Origin of the sequence: Propionicimonas paludicola (assembly GCF_002563675.1) — a bacterium.
GTDB lineage: Bacteria > Actinomycetota > Actinomycetes > Propionibacteriales > Propionibacteriaceae > Propionicimonas > Propionicimonas paludicola.
The window spans coordinates 210,977-234,384 of the sequence record NZ_PDJC01000001.1 but is presented as its reverse complement, the minus strand read 5'-3'; the positions used below and the strand labels follow the sequence as shown (position 1 = coordinate 234,384).

Genomic DNA, 23,408 nt, shown 5'->3' with positions numbered 1-23,408 from the left:
TCGGCCAAGCCTAGAGCCACTCAGGCCGGAGCCTCAGCCCGAAGGTCGTCCGGCGATCGGCGCGGCAGCCCCAGACAGATCACCACCACACAGATCACCAACGGCAGGCTCGCGGCCACCCGCAGCCACATCGCCGGGCTGAGGTCGGGAGCCCACAGCGGCGAAACCATCGAGCAGGCGAGGACCAGCCCCACCCCCAGCACGCGCGCCCAGACCGGTCGAGCGAGCGCCAAGTACAGACCGGCAAGCACCAGCCAGACCAGGTGATGTCCCCAGGTGATCGGGCTGATCACGCCGGCGATCAGGCCGAACACCACCACGGCTGCGAACTCGTCGCCGCGGCGGAACAGCCGCCACGCCTGATGGGAACCCACCGCCACGATCACCACGCAGCCGATCAACCACAACGCCCGCTGCCAGTCGCCGCCGATCCCCCAGTGCGCCAAGAAGCCCAGCAGCGACTTGTTGCGCAGCCAGCTGAGCGTCCCGATCCGGTCGGACTGGAAGATGATCTGCGTCCAGTACTGCCACGACTGTGCCGGCAGGATCAGCCAACTGATCGCCCCCGCGGCCACAAAGGCCAGCACCGCTCGCAGCGCGGCCCGCCACTGCCGGGTGACCAGCAGGTAGAGCACGAAAGCCGCCGGGGTCAGCTTCACCGCGGCGGCCAGCCCGACCAGAATGCCCCGCCAGCGGGCCGGCACCACGACCAGGTCAAGAGCGATCACCGCAACCAGAAGCAGGCTGACCTGCCCCAGGCCGATGCCGAAGGACACGCTGTGGCTGAGCACCAGCCCCAGCCACACCAGCAGTGAGCGGCTGGCCAGTCCGATCGAGGACCACTGCCGATCGGCCGGATGAGCCCTCATCACCAGCCAGGCCAAGACGATGGTCGCCGGCAGCTGAACCAGCGTCCACAATGCCGTGGCGCGCTCCACGTCGATCAGTGCGGCCGGCACCATCAGGATCGCCGCGAAGGGCGGGTAGACGAAGGGCATCACTTGGCCGTCGCTCACGATCGAGTACTCGTAGAGCCCATGCCCACCGAGCATCGAGTTGACCGCACCCCAGTAGACGCTGAAGTCCAGCCGCTCCACCTGCAGCCGACCCGGCGGGAGGAACCAGAGCAGGACCGCGGCCAGCAGGAATGCCCCGGCTCCCAGCCAGAGCAGCGCCCGGCGCGTCCGTGCCGTCACGAGCCGACCTCTCCAGCCGGACGGCCTGGGACGCCCACCAATGCGCCGATCAGCAGCACCACCGTCACCACATCACCGGCAACCGCCCAACCGATCGGAAGGCCGCTGTCATAGGACAGCAGCGGGGTTCCGGCCAGGAACCCCAGCACAAGCACCATCCCCAGCCGGCGCCGCCAGCCCGGGCAGAAGGCCAGGTAGAGGCCGGCCAGCGGCAACCAGACCAGGTGGTGCGGCCAGGAGACCGGGCTGATCACCGTCGAGAGCAGGCCCACGGTGAGCACCGCGGCCAGCGGCGTTCCGCGTCCGTAGCTGCGCCGCGCCTGCCACAGGCCGATCGCCACCACGATCACGGCCAGCCCGATCCAGACCGCGGTTCGAGCCGGCCCGGTCATCCCCAGATGGGAGAGCAGGCCGAGCAGCGACTTGTTCCGGGTGACGTCCGGTTCGCCGACTCGGGAAGTGTCGAAGAGAAGCGAGGTCCAGTACCGCCAGGATGGGCCAGGCAGGACGGCGAAGCCGATCGCGGTGGCCACCAGGCCGCCCACTGCGGCGTTCACCGCGGCCCGCCACTGCCGGGTGAGCAGGAAGTAGACCAGGAAGATGCCCGGGGTGAGCTTGATGGCCGCAGCCAGCCCGGTGAGCAGGCCGCGCCAGCGTGGCGGCACGACCACCGCATCGAGCAGCACCACCACGATCAGCATCAGGCTGACTTGCCCCAGCGCAATGCCGTGCAAAGAAGGCTCGGACACGGTCAGGGCCAGCCACCCGGCACCGATGATCGCGGTCGCCTCCGGCCGACCGAGCCCGGCCAGCACACCGGTACGCCGGGCCAACAGGATCGTCGCGATGAGCAGAAGGGCCAGTTGCGCGGCCACCGAGAGCAGCCACCCGACCGGAAGCGGGAGCCAGCTGGTCGGCAGCATCAGGATCGCCGCGAACGGCGGATAGGTGAACGGCATCTGGCGTCCGTCCGGGAGCACCATCAGGTACTGGTACAGGTCGCCGCCACCCAGCCAGAAGCCGACCGCCTCCCGGTAGACCTGGAAGTCGGTGACCTCGAGCGGACTGGCCAGCCGGACCAGGTAGCCCGCCACCAGCATCCAACCCAGGGCGACCGCGGTCAGCGCGAGGCCCAGCACCGGCAGCGGCCAGTGTCGGACGGGCGACGGCCGGTCGGTCATCGACGGACTCTGGCCAGACGCGGACGAGAGCCGAAGCCGATCACCAGCAAGACCGCCAGCGCAGGCAACTCCACGCCGATGGCCAGCGCGGGGCTCATCGTCACATAGTCGTCGTACCAGGGGTAGCCGACCAGGATCACCGCCAGCACCGCCGTCAGCAACGACGGCAGCCATCCGCGCTGCATCAGCCACCAGCAGGCGACCAGAGCCAGCCACAGCTCGTGATGTGGCCAGGAGATCGGCGAGACCGCCACCGAGAGCGACCCGACCAGCAGCACCGCACCCAGCTCGTCCCCGGCTGCGAGCGCTTTGCTCGCCCTCCAGTAGGCGAACAGGGCGACCGCCGCGGCCAGGACCAGCCAGGGGATCGTGGTGGCCGCGCCGTCGGGCAGCAGTCGGCTCAGGAAGCCCAGCAGCGACTTGTTCACCGTGGAGTCGGTGCGGCCCACCCGTCCGGTCTGCCACAACTTGTCGAACCAGTAGCTGGCCGAGGCCGCCGGAAAGAGAACCCAGGTCAGCCCAGTGGCGGCCAGGAAGACCCCGGCACTGGTGGCCGCCTGCCGCCACTGCCTGGTGATCAGGTAGTAGGGGATGAAGATCAGCGGGGTCAGCTTGATCGCTGCCGCCAAGCCCACCAAGACCCCTTGCCAACGTCGGGGCAGGCGATGGTCGAACAGCGCCAGGCCGATCACGAAGAGGCTGGCCTGGCCCACTGCGAGGTTGTGCAGAAAGGGGTAGCCGAAGATGAACAGCAGCGCGGCCAGTGCCGTCCACAGCAGCCGGCTCTCCGGAGTCGGGGCCGGCCGGGTCCCGGGCAGGTGGGACGCCTGGCTGGCCAGCAGCCAGCAACACGCGGCCGCCAGCGCGAAGGTGAGCACGGTCCAGATCACCTTGGCCGTGAACATCGGGACGAGGACCAACCAGGACATCGCCACGGCGGCGAACGGCGGGTAGGTGAAGCCAAGGCCATGAACTGTCGGGTGCTGATAGACCCACTCGTACAGGTCGCCGCCGCCGACCGCATAGCTGATTGCGCCGCGATAGATCTCCAGATCGCCGAGCAGTCCGGGGCCGGCCGCTGCCGACATCGACAACACCAAAATGACGGCTGCGGCAAGCGCGATCACCGTGGCGGCGGCAGCGAGAATCCGCACGCGCTGGCTGGGCGTGACATCCACCGGCAGTACTCCCTCGTCGTCCCTGGTCACCCTAACCTGACCGACTCACGGGATCCGGGAACTGCGAGCGCGGGTCAGCGTCCGATGATCAGCGAGATGCCCAGCAGGACCATCACCACCGCGACGAACCCGTCCAGCAGTCGCATGCCCAGCGACGTGGTCAGCCAACGGCTGAGCAGACGGGCTCCGTAGCCCAGTCCGTAGAACCAGCCGATGCTGCCCAGCATGGCGCCGAGGGCGAACCACCAGCGCTGGTCGCCGTGAGTGGCCGCGACCGAGCCGAGCAGGAAGACCGTGTCCAGGTAGACGTGCGGGTTCAGCCAGGTCAGCGCCAGGCAGGTGGCCACCACCTGAAGTCGCGTGGACCCATCCGTCCCCGGCAGGTCGGTGGCGATGGCCGGCGGCCGGAGCGTCCGGCGAGCCGCGAGCAGGCCGTAGCCGATCAGGAAGGCGGCACCGGCCCAGCGGACGACGTCGACCAGCCATGGCAGCGCCGTGGTGGCCGCGCCGAGACCGGCCACTCCGATGCTGATCAGAGTGAGATCGGACAGCGCGCAGATGGTGGCCACGGTGAACACGTACTCCCGCCGGATCCCCTGACGCAGCACGAACAGGTTCTGGGCGCCGATGGCAACGATCAGAGACAGGCCGAGGCCCAAGCCGGAGAGCAGAGTGGTCACGGATCGACGCTAGTGCGCGCCCTATCGTAAGTACAGTTCAGGTTTCTTCACATGCATTAGCATCACTTATGTGGAACTCCCGCTCGACCTGACTCGCACCCTGGCCGCCGTAGTGGAGTCCGGCTCGCTGGAAGCGGCCGCCGGACGGCTGAGCGTCACCCCGTCCGCGGTCTCCCAGCGACTCAAGACGCTGGAGAGTCAGCTCGGCCGGGTGCTGCTGGTGCGCACCAAGCCGGTCCAGCCGACCGCCGCCGGTCAAGCGCTGATCCGGCTGGCCCGGCAGCTGGACGCCCTTGAGCACGACACCCTGGCCGAACTGGGCCTGACCGAGTCCGGGCCGGTGGAGGTGCCGCTAGCGGTCAACGCCGACAGCCTGGCCACCTGGTTCCTGCCGGCACTGGCGCCCCTTGCCGGGCAGGGCATCGTCTTCGACCTGCATCGCGACGACCAGGACTTCACGGCCGGGCTCCTGGAGTCGGGGACGGTGTCGGCTGCCGTGACCTCGTCCGAGCACCCGGTGGCCGGATGCTCGGTGCGTCGGCTCGGGGCGATGCGCTACCTGCCGGTGGCCACCCCGGGCTTCACCGAGCAGTGGTTCGGCACCGAGGACGCTGCCGCCTACGAGCGGGCGCCGCTGCTGGACTTCGATCGCCGCGACGGCCTGCAGACCCGGTATCTGACCAGCGTCGGCGCGGATCCCACCCGGCCGCCGCGCCATCACGTCCCGGCATCCAACGACTTCGCACGCGCCTGCGAGCTGGGCTTCGGCTGGGCGCTGGTGCCCGAACACCAGTCGGTGCCGGCCATCCGGGACGCCCGACTGGTGCGGCTGGCCGGCGCTCCTGTGGACGTCCCGTTGTTCTGGCAGCGCTGGAAGCTGCGCTCCCCTCTCCTGGAGCAGATCGAGGATGCCGTCGTGGACGGCGCCCGGCACGCGCTGCGCCAATGAACCCGTCCAGCGCCGTCAAGGGCACCTGACTCGGCTCGCCCACGTTGGGCGAGAGCCGGCCGTGGACAGCCACTGACCCCGTCCACCTGCCCAGCCATAGGCTCGGCAGGTGTCCACCTCCGAGCGCTACACCCACGGCTACTCCGAAGCCGTCCTCAGCTCGCACGCTCGACGCACCGTCGAGAACTCCCTGAGCTACGGTCGCCACCTCCTGCGCCCCGGACTACGAGTGCTGGACATCGGCTGCGGCCCCGGCACCATCAGCGCCGAGGTGGCCGCACTGGTCGCCCCCGGTGACGTCGTCGCCGTCGACATCGACCCTCAGGTGCTCGCCCGGGCCCGCGTCCATGCGGCCGGGTTACCCAACCTGACCTTCCTGGAAGCCAGCGCCTACCAGCTGGGCTTCCCTGACGGCTGCTTCGCGTTCAGCCACGCCCATCAGGTGCTGCAGCATCTGGCCGACCCGGTAGCGGCCCTGCGGGAACTGGCTCGAGTGACCCGGCCGGGCGGGACGATCGCGGTGCGCGATGCCGACTATGGCGCATTCAGCTGGTATCCCGAGTCGGACGGACTCGACCGATGGCTTGCCCTCTACCGCGCCGTGGCCAGGGCCAACGGCGGCGAGCCGGACGCAGGGCGGCATCTGCTGTCGTGGGCCCACTCCGCGGGGCTGGATCAGGTCGAGGTCCGCTCGTCCACCTGGACCTACAGCGCCGAGGACGGGGCTGGCTGGTGGGGTCGGTCCTGGGCTCAGCGGGTCGCCGACACGGCCTTCGCGGCACGGGCGGTGGACCTGGGACTGGCAACCTCAGCAGACCTCGCCGACCTCAGCGATGCTTGGCTGGCCTGGGCCGACCATCCGGACGCGGTCTTCGTGGTGCCACACACCGAACTCCTGGTCACCTGCTGACAAGGTGCTGGTACGAAATCGGAACCGTCCCCGCTGCGTCCCACTAGGCGTTGGTACGAAATCGGAACCGTCCCCGCGTCCGAGACACACCGAACTCCTGGTCACCTGCTGACAAGGTGCTGGTACGAAATCGGAACCGTCCCCGCTGCGTCCCACTAGGCGTTGGTACGAAATCGGAACCGTCCCCGCGTCCAACACGCGTCCGAGAGGGGCTGGACGGTAATGGAACCGTCCCCAGGGTCAGCGGACGGTGAGCGCCCGGACCTCTTTGAGCCGGACCCGGCCCACTTGGACCTGGCCGGACTGGGCCGCGGTGAACAGCCGGGAGCCGTCGTCGGGTGATTGCAGTCGGGCCACCAGTTCGGTGAGCCGAAGCAGCTGGGTGCGCATCCCGTCCAGCTCGTCCTCCAGGGCGAGGATCCGACGGATGCCCTCCAGGTTGATGCCCTCGTTCTGGGACAGCTGCTGAATGTGGCGCAGCTTGGCGATGTCGCGCAGCGAGTAGCGCCGGCCGCGGCCCTTGGCTCGGCCCGGCACTACCAGCCCGAGCCGGTCGTAGCCGCGCAGGGTCTGCGGATGCATGTCGGCCAGCTGGGCCGCCACCGAGATCACGAAGATCGGGGCGTCGGCGTCCAGCCGGTCGGGAAGGAAGTCGTTCATCGGACAGCTCCGAACAACTCGGCTCGCGGGTCGGTGTCTCCGGCCAGCGTCGCGAAGGAGGCCAGCGCCGCCTTCGCCTCGTCGGTCAGGTGCTTGGGCACCTGCACCTCGACGGTGACCAGCAGGTCACCGACTCCGGTGGTGGTCTTCACACCTCGGCCACGCACCCGGAAGGTGCGGCCGTTCGGGGTGCCGGCCGGCACCCGCAGCCGGACCGGGCTGCCGTCCAGGGTCGGCACGCTGATCTCAGCACCCAGCACGGCCTCCGCGTAGGTCACCGGCGCCGTGATGGTCAGGTGCTCGCCCTTCCGTCCGAAGATCTTGTGCGGACGGACGTGCACCAGGACGTACAGGTCGCCGGCTGCTCCGGAGTTCTCCCCGGCGCCGCCCTTGCCCTTGATCCGGACCCGCTGGCCATCGGTGACCCCGGCCGGAATCCGCACCTGCATGCTGCGGGCCGACTGGGCCCGTCCGCTGCCGGCACAGGTCGGACAGGGATCCTCGACGATCAGACCCCGGCCACGGCACTCGCGGCAGGGCTCGGTGACTGCGAAGACGCTGCCCGAGCTGGACGTCTGGACGCCGCTGCCCTGGCAGGCCCGACAGGCCTTCGGCTGGGTGCCCGGACGGGCCCCGGTGCCGTGACAGGTCGGGCAGGCCGCCTCGGAGGTGGTCTGCATGGTCACCATCGGGCCGGTCAGCGACTCGGCGAAGTCAATGGTCACTTCGCCCTCGATGTCCGCGCCGCGGCGTGGCCCCCGGCTGGTCCGCCGAGTGCCGCCGCCACCGAACAGGTTGCCGAACAGGTCGCCGATGCCACCCTCGCTGCCTGCGGTGAAGTTGGCGAACAGGTCCTCGGCTGAGGTGCCCTGACCAGACCGCGGGAAGCGGAACCCGCCACCGCCGCCGAAAAGTCGCCGGGCCTCGTCGTACTCCTTGCGCTTTTCGGCGTCGGAGAGCACGGCGTTGGCCTCGGAGATCTCCTTGAACTTGGCTTCAGCCTCGGGGTTGCCCGTGTTCTGGTCGGGGTGGAACTGCCGGGCAAGCTTGCGGAAGGCCTTCTTGATCTCCTCTGGCTTGGCGTCGGAGGAGACGCCCAGCACCTTGTAGTAGTCCTTTTCGAGCCAGTCCTTGGTACTCATCGCGCCTCCTTTCGGCTAGCTCAGGCGTCCGGATCGGCCACGCCCACGCGGGCCGGACGGATCACACGCTCGTTCAGTTTCACACCTCGCTGCATGACGGCCGAGACGGTCGGACCGGCGAGTTCGCCCTCCATGGGCAACTGCATCAGCGCCTCATGGATCTGCGGGTCGAACAGCTCACCGACCTCACCGAAGGTCTCCAGCCCGTACTTCGACGCGGTCTTCTCGAACTCCTCGGCCACCAGCCTGAAACCGCCGACCAACTCATCGTGCTCGCGGGCGGCCTCGATGCTGTCCAGGATCGGCAGCAGGTCGAGGATCACCGCCTCGATGCCGGCCGCCCGGGACAGCGCCCGGTCGCGGTCGACCCGCTTCTTGTAGTTGGCGTACTCGGCGTGCAGTCGCTGCAGGTCCTCGGTGCGCTCGGCAACCAGGGCCTTCAACTGGTCGGTCTCGGACGGAGCCGAGGCTGGCTGCTGGTCGCCGGCCGCAGCCTCGTCCAGCAGTTCGGCCAGGGCCTCGTCCATGGCGTCGGCCGGAGCCTGGTCCTCACCAGGCTCCGGCGTCGGCTGAGTGTTTTCTTCGCTCACTTGTCCTTGCCGTCCTCGTCCACGATCTCGGCGTCCACGACGTCGTCATCGCCGGCGGGGGCGGACGCAGCCGCTTCGGACTCGGCCTTGGCCTGGGCCGCGGCGTACATGGCCTGACCCATGGCCGAGGCCTTGGTGTTCAGGTCCTCGACCGCCGCCTTCACCGCGTCGTTGTCGTCACCGGTGAGGGCCTGCTTCAGCGTGGCCAAAGCCTCCTCGACCGGCTTCTTGACGTCATCGGACAGCGCCTCGGCGTTCTCGGCGAGCAGCTTCTCGGTGCGGAACGCCAGGGCGTCCGCCTCGTTGCGCATCTCGACAGCCTCGCGACGCTGGCGGTCCTCCTCGGCGTGCGCCTCGGCGTCCTTCATCATCCGGTCGATGTCCTCGCGGCCCAGGGCCGAACCGCCGGTGACAGTCATGGACTGCTCCTTGCCGGTGGCCAGGTCCTTGGCGTGGACGTGGACGATGCCGTTCGCGTCGATGTCGAAGGTGACCTCGACCTGCGGCACCCCGCGCGGAGCCGGCATCAGGCCGGTCAGCTCGAAGTTGCCCAGGGACTTGTTGTCGCGGGCGAAGTCACGCTCGCCCTGGTACACCTGGATCATCACCGACGGCTGGTTATCCTCCGCGGTCGTGAAGACCTCGGAACGCTTAGTCGGGATGGTGGTGTTGCGTTCGATGATCTTGGTCATCACGCCACCCTTGGTCTCGATGCCGAGGCTCAGCGGGGTGACGTCGAGCAGCAGGACGTCCTTCACCTCACCCTTCAGCACACCGGCCTGCAGGGACGCGCCCAGAGCCACGACCTCATCGGGGTTGACGCCCTTGTTGGGCTCCTTGCCGCCGGTGAGCTCCTTGACCAGATCGGCGACCGCCGGCATCCGGGTGGAGCCGCCGACCAGGATCACGTGGTCGATCTTGGCGATCGAGGTGTTCGCGTCGGCGATCACCGCGTTGAACGGCGCCCGGCAGCGATCCAGCAGGTCCTGGGTCATCCGCTGGAACTCGGCCCGGGTGAGCCGCTCGTCCAGGTGCAGCGGGCCCTCGGCGCCGGCCGTGATGTAGGGAAGGTTGATCGAGGCCTCCTGCGCGCTGGACAGCTCGATCTTGGCCCGCTCGGCCGCCTCCTGGAGGCGCTGACGAGCCATCTTGTCCTTGCTCAGGTCGATGCCGTTGGCGTTCTTGAACTGGGTGACCAGCCAGTCGACGACCCGCTGATCCCAGTCGTCGCCGCCGAGGCGGTTGTCGCCCTTGGTCGCCTTCACCTCGAAGACGCCGTCGGCGATCTCCAGCAGGGAGACGTCGAAGGTGCCGCCGCCGAGGTCGAAGACCAGGATGGTCTGCTCTTCGGACTTGTCCAGGCCATAGGCCAGGGCCGCGGCGGTCGGCTCGTTGATGATCCGGTCGACGCTCAGGCCGGCGATCTCGCCGGCCTCCTTGGTGGCCTGACGCTCGGCGTCGGAGAAGTACGCGGGAACCGTGATCACCGCGTTGGTGACCGGCTCACCCAGGTACGCCTCGGCGTCCCGCTTGAGCTTCATCAGCACGCGGGCGCTGATCTCCTGCGGGGTGTAGGCCTTGCCGTCGATGTCGACGGTCCAGTTGGTGCCCATGTGGCGCTTGACCGAACGGATCGTCCGATCGACGTTGGTGACCGCCTGACGCTTGGCGACCTCGCCGACCAGCACCTCGCCACCCTTGGCGAAGGCGACCACCGACGGGGTGGTGCGGGAGCCTTCGGCGTTCGGAATGACCGTGGGCTCGCCGCCTTCGAGGACGGCGACGACAGAGTTGGTGGTGCCGAGGTCGATGCCGACTGCTCGTGCCATGGTTACTACCTCCGGTTGAGTCTGGAACGAGTTGAGCATAGCAGGCTCAACTACAGGATTGAGTTCACCAGACTCAACTCAGGGACTGACCGGGGTATTCCCCCGCTGCGGTCATGTCGGACGCCGTCGGCAGCCGTCCGCTGAGCGCAGCAACGGCTCCGAAGGAGTGCCACAACTGGTGACCCAGACCGCTGATGGCCAGGGTCGGCCCTGGCGCTCCGGCAGCGACCAGCTGGGCGTCCAGCGCATCGAAAGCCGGGGCGGGGCACAGCGAGCTGCGCGCTCCCCTGGCCAGCAGGCACCAGGCCGGGCGATCCAGATCGTCGGGGATGCTCCGGCCGGAGAGCAGTCGGGCGATCGCCAGCAGATCGATCACCGAGTAGCGCACACCGGGCTCGCGGAGCTGGGTGCGCCAGGCCTGAGCCACCCAGTCGCGGTTGGTGGCCAGTGCGGCCGGGAACCGGGCCAGGTCAGCCAGGTTGGCCGCCTCCAACGCCGCCAGCGACCGCTGGGTGACCGAGACCGGCTCAATCAAGGCGAGCACCGGAACAGCCAGGTGCCGACTGGCCGCAGCGGCCAGACTGCACCCGGTGGAGAAGCCGGTCAGCTGTCGGACCGGCAGCCGGTCAAGCCCGGCCTGGCGGGTGGCCAGCCGCAGGTACTCCAGGCACAGCTCGGCCCAGGAGTCGGCGTGGGCGTCCATCAGGTCGCGGCGGACGGAGCCCGGCAGCCGATGACCGAACCGGCTCAGCCCAGGCAGTTCGACGGCAACCACGGCCAGCCCGGTGGCCTCGGCCAGCTGGGCGTAGCGCACCGCCTCCCAGCTACCCAGGGCGATGTTGAAGCCGGGGAAGTGGAATGCCAGCCCGGCCGGACGCTCGGGCACCGCGACCAGGGCTTCCAGTGGTGCCAGTCGCGCCGGCTGCACCGTGTGCCGCCGGACTCGGGTCTGGGGTCGCGACGGGAGTCGGCTCGGCTCGATCGTGTCGCGGACTCGGACGTCCACGCCGTCGATGCTAATCGGAGGTCGGCAACCCGGTCAGGAAGAATGGCGAACATGCGCGCGGTGATCTTCGACCTGGATGGAACGCTGACCGACACCGAACACCTGTGGGACCTGGTCCGTCGGGAGATGGCTGTCGAGGACGGCATCACCTGGCCGGAGGAGGCCAGCCGGGCGATGATGGGGATGTCCACCCAGGAATGGTCGGCCTACATGGCTGAGGTGATCGGCTTCGCCGGCACTGCGGAGGACTCGGCCCGGCGCAGCATCGAGGGGATGCAGGAGCATTACCGGCGCGGCCTGCCGGTCCTGCCCGGGGCATTGCAGGCCGTCCGACGGATGCACGCGCACTGGCCGGTCGGCCTGGCCAGCTCGTCCCCGCGGGTGCTGATCGATGCGGCCGTGGCCGAACTCGGCCTCGCCGACGTGTTCGCCACCACGCTCAGCACCGAGGAACTCGGCGGCGCCGGCAAGCCGGCCCCGGACGTCTACCTGGAGGCCTGCCGACGGCTCGGCGTCGAACCGGCCCAAGCCGTGGCCGTCGAGGACGCCCACAACGGGATCCTGGCCGCCAAGGCTGCCGGGATGGCCGTGATCGCCGTGCCACCGCACTTCAACCCGCCCCCGGCCAGCACCCTGGCGCTGGCCGACGCCGTCCTCACCGATCTGGACGAGCTGACCGTGGCTCTGGTCGAGTCACTGATCGCTGCTCCGCCGGCCTGAGCATCCGCGAGGTCGTCCCACGGGTCATGGACGACCTGCAGTGGACGAATGCCTGACAGAATCGCCAACTTCATCGAGAAACCCCTGGTCGCCCGCCGATAATCCGGAGACGGACAGGAGACCCGGGATGCGGATCAGGCGGTGGCCTTGGCGACCGGCCGATGCGCTCGCAGTCGGCCTCGCGGTCGTGATGATCGCCGGATCTACCGCAGTCTCGTGGCTCACGGTGTTCCCGCCTGACGGGCACGTCACCTTCGTCGACATCGAGTGGTACCGACGCGCCCTGGACGAGGTTGCCGCCGGCCGTCCGATGTCGAGCCAACTCAACTACCCGCCGATCAGCCTGGTCATGCTGTCCCCGCTGCGCGGGCTTCCCGCCCTCACCGGCGAACAACTCTGGGCAGGGGCGAGCATCGCCGTCGGCTTGCTGCTCGCCGCGATCACCGTCCGCGCTGCAACCGCAGGCAGCGGCCGAGACCATGCTGTCCGGCACGGGGCCATCGGCATGGCGATCGCCGCCCCGCTGGTGCTGCTCAGCTTCCCGGTCTCGTTCAACCTGACCACCGGCCAACTCAGCATCTTCGTGATGGCACTGGCCCTGGTGGACGCGTCCGGGCAGCTGCCGCGACGCTTCCAGGGAAGTCTGGTCGGCGTCGCGGCCGCACTGAAGCTCACCCCGCTGATCTTCATCCCCTACTACGCGCTCACCCGGCAGTGGCGCCAGCTCGGGGTGGCCACAGCCACCTTCGGCACGCTCGGCGCGCTCGGCTTCGCGCTGTTCCCGCAGGACTCGGTGGACTTCTGGCTCCATCCCGGGGCTGCCGCACAGGTGGCCGGGAGCTCTCATCTGAATGTGACCATCCTGGGCATCCTCCTGCAGTGGCCGGGCGACTCGGTTCCGGTGCGGATCGCCTGGCTGGCCCTGGCTGCAGGGGCCGGCGCTGCTGCGTTCTGGCGGGCACGCGCACACTTCCTGCGCGGGGAGCAGTTCCAGGCCGCGGTGGTGATCGGCATCGCCTCCACGGTGATCAGCCCGCTGGGGTGGTCGCACTACCAGCAATGGCAGGTCGTTGCCGCGGTCTGGCTGATCCTCAGCGGCCGCCCACGCAACATCGCGTGGGGCGCCCTCCTGTATGTGCTGTTCTGCGGGCCCTACTCAATGGCCGTCTTCGGCGCTCTGCGCGATATGCCGCTCGGGGTCGCCGGTCGCGCAGCCATCATGATCGCCTCCCTGGTGGTGTGCCTCACCGGCCTGCCACATTCGCCGGGGCAACCGGCTGTCGACGCCGATCTGGCAACTGACTACTCGGCCGCCCAGGGCAAGGACGGACTGTCCCTAGCCAACAGGTGAAGCCGACCTCGATGCCGGCGATCGCCGATCGCGCAGGCGGCAGTTGTCCTACCGCCGACCCCTACCCTGCGGAGGTTCGGCGACCTAGCCTCGATACATGAACATTGGCGACGTAGTTCGAACGAAGGGGACGGCGGTGGTCACCATCGCCGGCCAGGCAACTGTGGCTGAGCTGGTCGAACTGCTGGCCCACCACAACATCGGAGCGGTCGTGGTCAGCGCCGACGGACACAGCATCGACGGGATCGTCACCGAGCGGGACGTGGTCCGCCACCTCGCCCGCCAGGGCGCGGACGTCCTGGCGCAGCCGGTGTCGGCCATCATGACCAGTCAAGTAGTGACCACCGACCCGGAGCAGAAACTCGAGGACGCGGCCCACACCATGACCTACTCCCGGATTCGGCATCTCCCGGTGATCGAGAACGGCACCCTGTCCGCGATCATCTCGATTGGGGATGTGGTGAAGTACCGGATCGATCAACTCACCGACGAACGGAACCACCTGCTTGAGTACCTCCACAACTGAGGCTCCCGCCGAGGCGTCGCTGAAGGCCCTCGGCCTGGGCTATCGGGTGGTCCGGCACGGCCGGGTGTCCTCGCTGGCCGAGGCTGCTGCCGTGCGCGGGGTCACGCCGGCCCAGATCATCAAGACGCTGGTGGTCCGCCGGGCCGCCGAGGATTACCTGTTCGTCCTGGTGCCCGGCGATCGGGAGATCTCCTGGCCCAAGCTGCGCGCCCTTCTCGGCGTGAACCGGATCTCGATGCCGGACGCGGCCACCGCGCTAGCGGTCACCGGCTATGAGCGCGGCACGATCACCCCGTTCGGAGCCAGCCACGCCTGGCCGGTCTATGCCGATGAGCGCATCGGGCCCGGAGAGGTGAGCCTGGGCGCCGGCGAGCACGGGGCGGCCGTGGTGCTGGACGCGTCTGCAGCCCTGGTGGCACTGGAGGCCACCGTCGCCGATCTGACCGAGCCGCTGGATTGAGGCTACGGACGCCTCGCGTTTTGACCCGCCAACCGCGGACGTGCTAGCCCTAGTCAGGCCGTCATCGAGAACCTGGTGACCGCTGACGATCTGGAGGCACCATGAGCATTCTGGCAACCCTGCTGCGCGGACCACTGCTGAGCTTGGCTCGCAGCGACCGAGCGCGACGGCTCGCAGTGAAGGTGCCGATCACCGCTGCCGTGGTCTCTCGCTTCGTCCCCGGCGAGACCGTGGATGAGTGCCTGAAGGCGGTCCGGGCGCTGGCCGCCAACGGCCTGCTCACCACCATCGACCACCTCGGCGAGGACACCTCCAGCGAAGCGGACGCCGCCGCGATCCGGGACGCCTACCTGCGCCTGCTCACGGCCCTGGCCGAGGCCGGCCTTACCGACGTGGCCGAGGTCTCGGTGAAGCTGACCGCACTCGGCATCGGGCTGCCCGACGGTCGGCGGATCGCGCTGGCCAATGCCCGAGCCATCTGCGCGGCCGCACAGGAGGTCGGCACCACGGTCACCGTGGACGCCGAGGATCACACCACCACCGACACCACGCTGGGTATCCTGGCTGAGCTGCGCCGCGAGTTCCCGGGCACCGCGGGCGTGCTGCAGGCGTACTTGCACCGCACCATCGAGGACGTGGCCGTGCTGAACGGCGAGGGTTCCCGGATCCGGTTGTGCAAGGGCGCCTACGCCGAGCCGGCCGAGGTCGCGCACCAGACCCGCGAGGAGGTCTCGGCCTCCTACCTGGCCTGCACCCGGGTGCTGATGGACGGCGCCGGGCTGCCGATGCTGGCCACCCACGACCCCGAGCTGATCACGGCCATCCCCGAGTTGGCCGGTGCCGCCGGGCGCGGCAAGGGCGAGTACGAGTTCCAGATGCTCTACGGGATCCGCACCGACGAGCAGCGCCGACTGGCCGCCGCGGGCGAGACCGTCCGGGTGTACGTGCCCTACGGCACCGACTGGTGGGGCTACTTCATCCGTCGCCTGGCCGAGCGTCCGGCGAACCTGGCCTTCTTCCTGCGGGCACTGTTCGGTCGCTGACGAACGTCCATCACCGATTGATTCGCTTCCTAACCGTTAGACACTTGACTGTTAGGTTTCTAACGATCTAGAGTTCTGATCATGGCCGACCTTGAGAACGAGATCACGGAGTTGATCACCAGGATCGCGATGCGGCAACGCCAGCGGATCTCGGCCGTCGGTGATGGCTTCGATCTGGGCGGGTTGACTCCGCATCAGGCCCGGATCGTCGGCTTCATCGAGGCCAATGAGGCGAACGACCTGATCGCCCGCGACATCTCGGACGTCACCGGAGCCCGCGCAGCCAGCGTGTCCGCGCTCCTGGCCGGCCTCGAGGCAGACGGCTGGGTCGAGCGACGGACGGACCCGTCCGATTCGCGCCGCAAGACCCTGCACGTGACCCCGAAGGCGCGCGACCTGGTCAAGCACTTCGAGGCAGGCGTCCGGGCCCAGGGCCGCGTGCGGTTGAGCACGCTGACCCCCGAGGAGGGCGAGCAACTGAAGATGCTGCTCACCAAGGTCGACCAGGCCCTGACCGACTGAGCTTCCCCGACTGACCCACACATCCATCTCAGGCGCTGCGACGCGCCCGTGCTGTCGCGCGCCCTCCCGAAAGGAGAACCCACCATGACAAGCCAAGACACAACCCCACCTGGGATCGATCTTCGAGCCGCGAAGCGCGCGTGGCCGCTGCTGATCGCCATCAGCTTCCTCGCCACGATCGGCATGACCATCGTGCTGCCGGTACTCCCGTTCGTGGTGCTGCAGTACCTTCCCGACGACACCAACCTCGCGTTGTGGGTCGGCGTCCTCGAGTCCGTGTACGCCCTGTGCGCCTTCGTCGCAGCCCCCGTCCTCGGCGTCCTGTCCGACCGGTTCGGACGCAAGCCGATCCTCGTCATCAGCGTGTTCGGCTCAGCGGCCGGCTACCTGATGTTCGGCATCGGCGGCGCGATCTGGGTGCTGCTGATCTCGCGGATCATCGACGGCCTGACCGCGGGCGACATGCCCGTCCTGTTCGCCTACGTCGCCGACATCACCGAACCGGAGGAACGCGCCAAGCGGTATGGGCTGCTGGGTGCCCTGTCCGGGGTCGGATTCATCCTCGGACCCGCCATCGGCGGCATCCTCGCCCAGATCAGCGTCAACGCGCCGGTGTTCGCCACGGCGGCGGTCGCCGCCCTGATCGGTGTCCTGTCTGCGACCGTCCTGCCCGAGACCCTGAAGGCGGAGAACCGGATCGGTGAGGTCAAGGCGGCCGACCTGCACCCCTTCACGGTGATCACCGAGGCCTTCCGGCGCCCCGAGTTGCGAGCCCTGTTGATCGGCTTCACGCTGATCAGCATCCCGTTCGCCTTCTTCGCGAACAACTTCTCCGTGCTCGCTCTCGACACGCTCGGCTGGGGACCGACCCAGGTCGGCCTGCTCACGTCCGGGGTCGGCGTCACCGACATCATCATCCAAGGTGCGCTCCTCGGCCTCCTGATCAAGTGGCTCGGTGAACGGGGACTCGTGATCGGCGGCATGATCGGGCAGCTGATCGGCTGCCTCGGGCTCGCCGTCGCGGCCGCGTTCTTCCCGTCAGCCTGGGTGTTCGGCATCGGGGCGATGATCTTCGCCGCCGGCCAGGGCGGCATGACCGCCGCCCTGGACGGACTGATGTCCTCCTCCGTCGGCGCGGACGAGCAGGGCTGGCTGGCCGGAGGAGTCAGCTCCGTCGGGTCGGCGGTGCAGATGACCGCGCCGCTGCTGGCTGGCTGGCTGTACGCCTCGTTCAGCCACTCCGCCCCGTACTGGCTCGGAGCGGTGGTGATCGCCGCGGCAGCCGTGATCCTGTGGCGCTCGACCCGCGTCGCTGCGTCCCAGCCGGAGCCGGACAGCCTGCCCGCCATGCCGTGACGCAAACCGGAAAGGGGACGGCTCCCTTCCCGTTCACAACCGCCCCGTCCGGGCAGAGAGTGAACGGAAACGGGAACCGTCCCCTTTTCCGTGCGAAGGCTAGACGATCCGGATCAGCTTCTTGTTGACGAACTCGGTGGCGCCCAGGCGTCCCATCTCGCGACCGAAACCGGAGCGCTTCACGCCGCCGAAGGGCAACTCCACCCCGTCGGCCAGGACGCAGTTCACGAACACCATGCCGGCATCGATGGCGTTGGCCACCCGCTGCACCTGGTCCGGATCGGTGGAGTAGAGGTAGGAGCCCAGCCCGAACGGGGTGTCGTTGGCCACCTCGATGGCCTCGGCCTCGTCGGCCACCTTGTAGACCAGCGCCACCGGTCCGAACAGCTCCTCGCGGTAGGCCGCCGAATCCCGGGGGATGTTGGTGATCACGGTCGGGGCGAAGAAGGCGCCGTCCCGGGTGCCGCCGAGCAGCAGCTCGCCGCCGGCTGCGATCGCCCGCTTGACCTGCTCCTCGAGGAACTCCGCCGCACCGAGAGAGGAGACCGGACCGAGCTCGCAGTCCTCGCTGGTCGGGTCGGTGGCCGATACCTTGGCCAGCGCGTCAACCAGCTTCGCCACGAACTCGTCGTACAGGTCGGCGATCACGACGGCCCGCTTGGGGGCGTTGCAGGATTGGCCGGAGTTGTCCAGGCGTCCGGCCACCAGGTCGGCCACCACGGCATCCAGGTCATCGGTGGAGAGCACCACGAACGGGTCGGTGCCGCCGAGCTCGAGGACGACCTTCTTCAGGTGCCGTCCGGCCTGCTCGGCCACGGCCGCACCGGCCTTCTCCGAGCCGGTCAGCGAGACCCCGGCCACCCGCGGATCGGCGATCACGTCGGCGATCTGGGACGAGTCGGCGAAGATCAGCTCGAAGGCGCCCGCCGGCGCCCCGGCGTCCACATAAATCTGGGCGATCAGCTGAGCGGTCTTGGGGCACTGCGAGGCCGGCTTCAGCATCACCGAGTTGCCGGCGGCCAGGTTCGGACCGGCGAAGCGGGCCACCTGGTAGAAGGGGAAGTTCCACGGCATCACGCCGAGGATCACGCCCAGCGGCGCACAGCGGATCAGCGCCGAGCCGGTGCCGGCCCGCAACTCGATCGGCTCATCGGCCAGCTCGGCAGCGGCGATCTCGGCGTGGTAGCGGTAGATGTCGGCGGCGAAGTCGATCTCGCCGTAGGCCTGAGCCAACGGCTTGCCCATCTCGGAGACCAGCGCGGCAGCCAGCTCGTCGCGACGCTCCGCATGCAGGTCGCCGATCCGGGTCACTAGGGCGGCCCGCTCCTCCACCGAGGTGCTGCGGCCCCAGCCGCGGGTGGCCGCGTCCGCCCGTCCGATCGCCGCGGTGAGCTCTTCGTTGCTGATCTGCGGATACTCGGCCAGGGTGGCGCCGGTGGCCGGGTTGATAACGGCGTACTTGCTCATCATGCTCCAATCGCTTGGTCGGTGATGGTCAGGGCTTCGTCGATCACGTCGAGGCCGCGGTTGAGTTCGTCCTCGGCGATCACCAGTGGTGGTGCGATGTGTGTGCGGTTGTAGTGGGTGAACGGCCACACTCCGTCGGCCTTGCAGGCCGCGGCGAAGGCCGCCATCGGAGCGTTCTGCGCCGCGGTCGGGTTGAACGGCACCAACGGTTCGCGGGTATCCCGATCCTTGACCAACTCGATGGCCCAGAACAAGCCCCGACCACGAACCTCGCCGATCGACGGGTGGGTCTCCAGCCAGCCGTCCAGCCGCGGTGCGATCACTCGCTCCGAGAGGTCGCGGACGTGCTCGAGGATGTGATCGCGACGGAACACCTCGAAGGTGGTGACCCCCAGCGCGCAGGCCAGCGGGTGCCCGGAGTAGGTCAGGCCGCCGTAGAACACCTTGTCATTGAAGAACTCGGCGATCTTGGCCGAGATGATCACGCCACCCAGCGGGACGTAACCGGAGTTCACCCCCTTGGCGAAGGTGACCAGATCCGGCTGAACGTCGAAGCCCTGGAAGGCGAACCACTCGCCGGTCCGGCCGAAGCCGGCCATCACCTCGTCGGCGATGTAGACGATCCCGTACTTGTCGCACAGCTCACGGACGCCGGCCAGGTAGCCCGGCGGCGGCACCAGGATGCCGTTGGTGCCGACGATGGTCTCCAAGATGATGGCGGCGATCGTGTTCGCACCCTCCAGGACGATCACGCTCTCCAGGTGCTCCAGCGCCCGGGCGGTCTCCTGCTCGGGGCTGTCGGAGTGGAACGGCGAGCGGTACGGGTAGGGCCCGAAGAAGTGGACGACACCGTTGGCCGCGGCCTCGTTGGCCCAGCGCCGCGGGTCACCGGTCAGCCCGATCGGGGTGCCCATCCCGCCGTGGTAGCTGCGGTAGGTGGACAGCACCTTGTTGCGTCCGGTCGAGTGCCGGGCCATCCGGACGGCGTACTCGTTGGCGTCCGCGCCGGCATTGGTGAAGAAGACCTTCGCGAACGGCTCACCGACCACCTCGACCAGCAGCCGGGCCAGTTCGGAGCGGACGTCGTTGGCCATGGCCGGCTGGATGGTGGCCAGCCGGTCGGCCTGCCGATGCAGCGAGGCGATCAGATCCGGGTGCTGGTGACCCAGGTTCAGGTTCACCAGCTGGGAGCCGAAGTCCAGGTAGCTCTTGCCCGAGTAGTCCCAGAAGCTCGCCCCCAGGCCGCCGGCCACCGGCAGCGGGGCGAGCGCGCCCTGGGCACTCCAGGAGTGGAACACGTGGGCCCGGTCATTGGCCCGGACGACGGCTTCTGCGTCCGGATCGGGCAGCGGGGTGGCCTCACCGGCCAGGTTCACATACGTCATGACAATCCTCAGTGGTTGGAGGGGAAGCCCAGGTTCACCTGGGACTCGCTCGGATCGGGCCAGCGGGAGGTGATCACCTTGCTGCGCGTGTAGAAGTGGATCGACTCGGGGCCGTAGATGTGGGAGTCGCCGAACAGCGAGTCCCTCCAGCCGCCGAAGGAGAACGCCCCGACCGGCACCGGGATCGGCACGTTCACCCCGACCATGCCCACCTCGATGTCGTACTCGAAGGCCTTGGCCGTGCCACCGTCGCGGGTGAAGATCGCGGTGCCGTTGGCGTACGGGTTGGCGTTGACCAGGGCCACGGCCTCGTCGTAGCTGTGCACCCGGACCACCGACAGAACCGGGCCGAAGATCTCCTCGTCGTAGATCCGCATCCCGGGCTTGACCTTGTCGATCAGGCTGGTCCCGATGAAGTAGCCGGCCTCGAAGCTGGTCGCGGTGCCGTCCACGAGGACCTCGGCACCCTCGGCAGCAGCGCCGGTGACGTAGCCGGCCACCTTGTCTCGATGGGCCGCCGTGATCAGCGGGCCCATTTCGGTGGCCGGGTCAGTGCCGTCGCCGATGGTCAGCTTGGCCATCCGCTCGGCGATCTTGGGCAGCAGCGCCTCGGCCACGGCCTCACCCACCGGGACCAGCACCGAGATCGCCATGCAGCGCTCACCGGCGGCACCGTAGGCGGCCGAAACTGCCGCGTCGGCCGCAGCGTCCAGGTCGGCGTCCGGCATCACGATCATGTGGTTCTTGGCCCCACCGAGGGCCTGCACCCGCTTGCCGTTGGCCGTGCCGCGGGCATAGATGGCCTTGGCGATCGGGGTGGAGCCCACGAAGCTGACCGCCCGCACCTGCGGGGCGTCCAGCAACGTGTTCACGGCTTCGGCATCGCCATGGACGACGTTCAGCACGCCTGCCGGAAGTCCGGCCTCGGCGAACAGCCGGGCCAGGAACACCGACGCGGACGGGTCCTTCTCGCTGGGCTTGAGCACCACGGTGTTGCCGCAGGCGATCGCCGAGGCGGTCATCCACAGCGGGACCATGATCGGGAAGTTGAACGGGGTGATGCAGGCCACCACGCCGACCGGCTGCTTGATCGAGTGGACGTCCACGCCACGGGAGACCTGCTCGGAGTAGTCGCCCTTGAGCAGGTGGACCAGGCCGGCGGCGAACTCGACGTTCTCGATGCCGCGGCTGATCTCGCCGAGCGCATCGGAGAACACCTTGCCGTGCTCACGGGTGATGATCGCGGCCAGCTCGTCGGAGCGTTCCACCAGCAACTGGCGCAGCCGGAAGAAGACGTCGGCGCGCTTGATCAGCCCGGTGGCCCGCCAGCCGGGCAGCGCAGCGGACGCCGCAGCGATCGCCTCCTGCACCCGGGCGGCATCGGCGAAGCCCACGGTGGCGATCTGCTCACCGGTGGCCGGGTTGAAGATCGGACCGCTGCGCAGGTCTCCGGTGACCTCGCGTCCAGCGATCAGATGTGGGATTTCCATCAGGCTTCCTCTCGGGTAGCAGCGATCTTGCGGATTGTCTGAGTGACCGTCCAGCGGGTGCGCCAGCCGGCCTGCAGCCGAACCAGGCTCCCCGGCCGGAGGTCGATCGGGGCTGCGGGCGGGTCCAGGAACTCCACCAGCGCACGTCCGGCCAGGACGCAGAGCACCTCGTCGCCCTCGGTGTCGGTGATCGTGCCGGGGGTCATCTCCCAGATACCCACTTCGACCCCGTCGATCTCGGCCAGCGGCAGCCAGCCGGAGGTGGGCTCGCCGGCGACCAGGTGCTCGGGGTCGAACGGCTCGTGGGCGATCTCGACCGACAGCGCGTCGGCCAGCAGGGCGGGGTTCATGAGTCGAACCCCAGACCGACGGCATCCAGGGTCTTCAGCAGCAGGTTGCGCCGGCCCTGGTGGTGATCGGCGCGGTCCAGCGACCACTTGGTGGCGGCCACCCCGGCCGCGGCGATCGGGTCCGGCGGGAACGGCAGCGGACGCCGCCGCACCATCTCCAACTCGGTGCGCTCGGTCTTCTCGCCGCTGAGCAGGTCGAGGACCACGTCCGCGGCAAACCGGCTGGCCCCGACGCCGAGCCCGGTGAAGCCGGCCGCGTAGCCGATCCGTCCGGCCGCAGCCAGTCCGTAGAAGGCGCAGAACTGAGTGGACGTGTCGATCGCGCCGGCCCAGCGATGGCTGAACCGAAGCCCCTCCAACTGCGGGAAGGTGGTGAAGAAGTGCTCGGCCAGCCGCTGGTAAGTGGCCGGACGCTCCTCGTGCACCGGGCTCACCGCGCGATGCCGGATGGCGTCGTAGCCGCCGAACAGGATCCGGCCGTCCGCAGTCACCCGGTAGTAGTGGAACTGGTTGGCCAGGTCGGCCAGGCCCTGCCGATGCTGCCAGCCGATCTCGGCCCACTGGGTATCGCTCAGCGGCTCGGTGACCAGCGCGTAGTCGTAGACCGGGACGGTCATCAGCCGGTTGCGGCGCAGCAGCGAGGGGAAGACATTGGTGGCCAGCGCCACCCGAGACGCGCGCACCCAGCCGCGTTCGGTGCGCACCCGCAGCTGCGGGCCGCGGTCGATGCCGGTCACCGCGGAGTGTTCGTAGAGCTCCACGCCCAGTTCGGCGGCCACGCGGGCCAACTCGAGGACGAGCCGGGCCGGGTTCACCATGGCGGTGCCGGATCGGTCCCAGCGGCCGGCCAGGTAGGTCGGTGAGTTCACCTCGGCCCGGATGGCCGCGGTGTCCAGGAAGCCGGGGACGTCCGGCTCCAGCCACTCGATCTGGTGCGGCTCCACGGCCACCGACAGCTCGCCGGTGCGCTCGAACTCCACGGCCATCCCGTAGCGCTGAACGGTGGCCTCGAGCTCGTCCAGGTTCTGGTCTCCGAGCCGGGCCAATGTCTCGTACTCGTCGGGCCAGCGGCGCCGTCCGTTCTCTTCGCCGTGGGTGATACTGGCCGCGCAGAAGCCGCCGTTGCGGCCCGAGGCGGCCCAGCCGAACTCGTGGGCCTCAAGGACGATCACCCGGCGCTCGGGGTCACGCTCCTTGGCCCGGACCGCAGTCCACAGCCCGGTGTAACCGCCGCCCACCACCACCAGATCGGCGCGGTGCGGGCCGACCAGGCTGGGGCGCTCAGGGCGGGTCAGCCCGTCCAGCCAGAACACCGCCGGGCGTGAGCCCCGCAACGATTCGATGACCACGCCAGCCGCAGGACGGTTCCGCTCGAAAACCGTCTGGTCCATAACAGCCCCCTCGACAAGAGGCCTCC

The 23,408-nt window shown here is 69.0% G+C and carries 23 protein-coding genes; 9 read left to right on the top strand and 14 right to left on the bottom strand.

Annotated features, from left to right (window positions below; translation table 11 throughout):
- Positions 1–20: 20 nt before the first annotated feature.
- From ATK74_RS01035 to ATK74_RS01020, 4 genes are read right to left on the bottom strand one after another with little or no spacing between them, the layout of a single operon-like run.
- Entirely contained in the window at positions 21–1,196 is a 1,176-nt protein-coding gene (locus ATK74_RS01035; protein WP_098459301.1) for a glycosyltransferase 87 family protein, read from the bottom strand.
- Entirely contained in the window at positions 1,193–2,377 is a 1,185-nt protein-coding gene (locus ATK74_RS01030) for a glycosyltransferase 87 family protein (protein WP_169923676.1), read from the bottom strand. The genes ATK74_RS01035 and ATK74_RS01030 overlap by 4 nt, the downstream gene beginning before the upstream one ends.
- Positions 2,374–3,585: a glycosyltransferase 87 family protein gene (locus tag ATK74_RS01025; protein ID WP_098459299.1), complete on the bottom strand. Its 1,212-nt coding sequence runs from the start codon at positions 3,583–3,585 to the stop codon at positions 2,374–2,376. Before ATK74_RS01025 ends, ATK74_RS01030 begins: the two co-directional genes overlap by 4 nt.
- Before the next feature lie 44 nt (positions 3,586–3,629).
- Positions 3,630–4,235 (bottom strand): LysE/ArgO family amino acid transporter, encoded by a 606-nt coding sequence (locus tag ATK74_RS01020; protein WP_098459298.1) that lies wholly within the window; start codon positions 4,233–4,235, stop codon positions 3,630–3,632.
- Positions 4,236–4,305: 70 nt separating this feature from the next.
- On the opposite strand from ATK74_RS01020, the gene ATK74_RS01015 reads away from it, so the two are divergent.
- Both ATK74_RS01015 and ATK74_RS01010 read left to right on the top strand, forming a co-directional pair.
- Complete coding sequence (locus tag ATK74_RS01015) at positions 4,306–5,184, top strand: LysR family transcriptional regulator ArgP (protein ID WP_098459297.1); 879 nt, start codon at positions 4,306–4,308, stop codon at positions 5,182–5,184.
- A 109-nt stretch (positions 5,185–5,293) separates the two neighbouring features.
- Positions 5,294–6,094 (top strand): methyltransferase domain-containing protein, encoded by an 801-nt coding sequence (locus tag ATK74_RS01010; protein WP_098459296.1) that lies wholly within the window; start codon positions 5,294–5,296, stop codon positions 6,092–6,094.
- Positions 6,095–6,334: 240 nt separating this feature from the next.
- On the opposite strand, the gene ATK74_RS01005 is transcribed toward ATK74_RS01010, so the two are convergent.
- The 5 genes from ATK74_RS01005 to ATK74_RS00985 all read right to left on the bottom strand — a co-directional run bounded on the left by ATK74_RS01005 (position 6,335) and on the right by ATK74_RS00985 (position 11,321).
- On the bottom strand, positions 6,335–6,754 hold the full coding sequence (locus ATK74_RS01005) for a heat shock protein transcriptional repressor HspR (protein WP_098459295.1): 420 nt from the start codon (positions 6,752–6,754) through the stop codon (positions 6,335–6,337).
- Positions 6,751–7,896: a molecular chaperone DnaJ gene (dnaJ, locus tag ATK74_RS01000; protein WP_098459294.1), complete on the bottom strand. Its 1,146-nt coding sequence runs from the start codon at positions 7,894–7,896 to the stop codon at positions 6,751–6,753. Before dnaJ ends, ATK74_RS01005 begins: the two co-directional genes overlap by 4 nt.
- A gap of 20 nt (positions 7,897–7,916) precedes the next feature.
- Complete coding sequence (locus ATK74_RS00995) at positions 7,917–8,486, bottom strand: nucleotide exchange factor GrpE (RefSeq protein WP_342745412.1); 570 nt, start codon at positions 8,484–8,486, stop codon at positions 7,917–7,919.
- Positions 8,483–10,315 carry a molecular chaperone DnaK gene (dnaK, locus tag ATK74_RS00990; RefSeq protein ID WP_098459292.1) on the bottom strand — a complete coding sequence of 611 codons (1,833 nt, stop codon included), beginning with the start codon at positions 10,313–10,315 and terminating at the stop codon, positions 8,483–8,485. Before dnaK ends, ATK74_RS00995 begins: the two co-directional genes overlap by 4 nt.
- A gap of 73 nt (positions 10,316–10,388) precedes the next feature.
- Entirely contained in the window at positions 10,389–11,321 is a 933-nt protein-coding gene (locus ATK74_RS00985) for a hypothetical protein (protein ID WP_098459291.1), read from the bottom strand.
- 51 nt (positions 11,322–11,372) lie between these two features.
- Between ATK74_RS00985 and ATK74_RS00980 the strand changes: the two genes are divergently transcribed.
- From ATK74_RS00980 to ATK74_RS00950, 7 genes are all read left to right on the top strand, one after another.
- Positions 11,373–12,041, top strand: coding sequence for an HAD family hydrolase (locus ATK74_RS00980; protein WP_211283243.1), 669 nt, complete (start codon positions 11,373–11,375; stop codon positions 12,039–12,041).
- A gap of 127 nt (positions 12,042–12,168) precedes the next feature.
- Positions 12,169–13,392 carry a glycosyltransferase family 87 protein gene (locus ATK74_RS00975; protein WP_098459289.1) on the top strand — a complete coding sequence of 408 codons (1,224 nt, stop codon included), beginning with the start codon at positions 12,169–12,171 and terminating at the stop codon, positions 13,390–13,392.
- Positions 13,393–13,489: 97 nt separating this feature from the next.
- Positions 13,490–13,918: a CBS domain-containing protein gene (locus tag ATK74_RS00970; RefSeq protein ID WP_098459288.1), complete on the top strand. Its 429-nt coding sequence runs from the start codon at positions 13,490–13,492 to the stop codon at positions 13,916–13,918.
- Complete coding sequence (locus ATK74_RS00965; protein ID WP_098459287.1) at positions 13,899–14,378, top strand: aminoacyl-tRNA deacylase; 480 nt, start codon at positions 13,899–13,901, stop codon at positions 14,376–14,378. The genes ATK74_RS00970 and ATK74_RS00965 overlap by 20 nt, the downstream gene beginning before the upstream one ends.
- Before the next feature lie 101 nt (positions 14,379–14,479).
- Complete coding sequence (locus tag ATK74_RS00960; protein WP_245840561.1) at positions 14,480–15,421, top strand: proline dehydrogenase family protein; 942 nt, start codon at positions 14,480–14,482, stop codon at positions 15,419–15,421.
- An 81-nt stretch (positions 15,422–15,502) separates the two neighbouring features.
- Positions 15,503–15,943, top strand: coding sequence for a MarR family winged helix-turn-helix transcriptional regulator (locus tag ATK74_RS00955; protein WP_098459286.1), 441 nt, complete (start codon positions 15,503–15,505; stop codon positions 15,941–15,943).
- A gap of 84 nt (positions 15,944–16,027) precedes the next feature.
- Positions 16,028–17,299: an MFS transporter gene (locus ATK74_RS00950; protein ID WP_098459285.1), complete on the top strand. Its 1,272-nt coding sequence runs from the start codon at positions 16,028–16,030 to the stop codon at positions 17,297–17,299.
- A 99-nt stretch (positions 17,300–17,398) separates the two neighbouring features.
- Here ATK74_RS00950 and ATK74_RS00945 read toward each other — a convergent pair whose 3' ends face one another.
- Genes ATK74_RS00945 through ATK74_RS00925 form a run of 5 tightly spaced genes read right to left on the bottom strand, consistent with a single transcriptional unit; the run spans position 17,399 to position 23,382 of the window.
- Entirely contained in the window at positions 17,399–18,766 is a 1,368-nt protein-coding gene (locus tag ATK74_RS00945; RefSeq protein WP_098459284.1) for an NAD-dependent succinate-semialdehyde dehydrogenase, read from the bottom strand.
- Positions 18,766–20,151: an aspartate aminotransferase family protein gene (locus ATK74_RS00940; protein ID WP_098459283.1), complete on the bottom strand. Its 1,386-nt coding sequence runs from the start codon at positions 20,149–20,151 to the stop codon at positions 18,766–18,768. Before ATK74_RS00940 ends, ATK74_RS00945 begins: the two co-directional genes overlap by 1 nt.
- A gap of 8 nt (positions 20,152–20,159) precedes the next feature.
- On the bottom strand, positions 20,160–21,641 hold the full coding sequence (locus ATK74_RS00935; RefSeq protein ID WP_098459282.1) for a CoA-acylating methylmalonate-semialdehyde dehydrogenase: 1,482 nt from the start codon (positions 21,639–21,641) through the stop codon (positions 20,160–20,162).
- Positions 21,641–21,991 (bottom strand): cupin domain-containing protein, encoded by a 351-nt coding sequence (locus ATK74_RS00930; RefSeq protein WP_098459281.1) that lies wholly within the window; start codon positions 21,989–21,991, stop codon positions 21,641–21,643. The genes ATK74_RS00935 and ATK74_RS00930 overlap by 1 nt, the downstream gene beginning before the upstream one ends.
- Positions 21,988–23,382, bottom strand: coding sequence for an NAD(P)/FAD-dependent oxidoreductase (locus tag ATK74_RS00925; RefSeq protein WP_098459280.1), 1,395 nt, complete (start codon positions 23,380–23,382; stop codon positions 21,988–21,990). Before ATK74_RS00925 ends, ATK74_RS00930 begins: the two co-directional genes overlap by 4 nt.
- Positions 23,383–23,408: the final 26 nt, after the last annotated feature.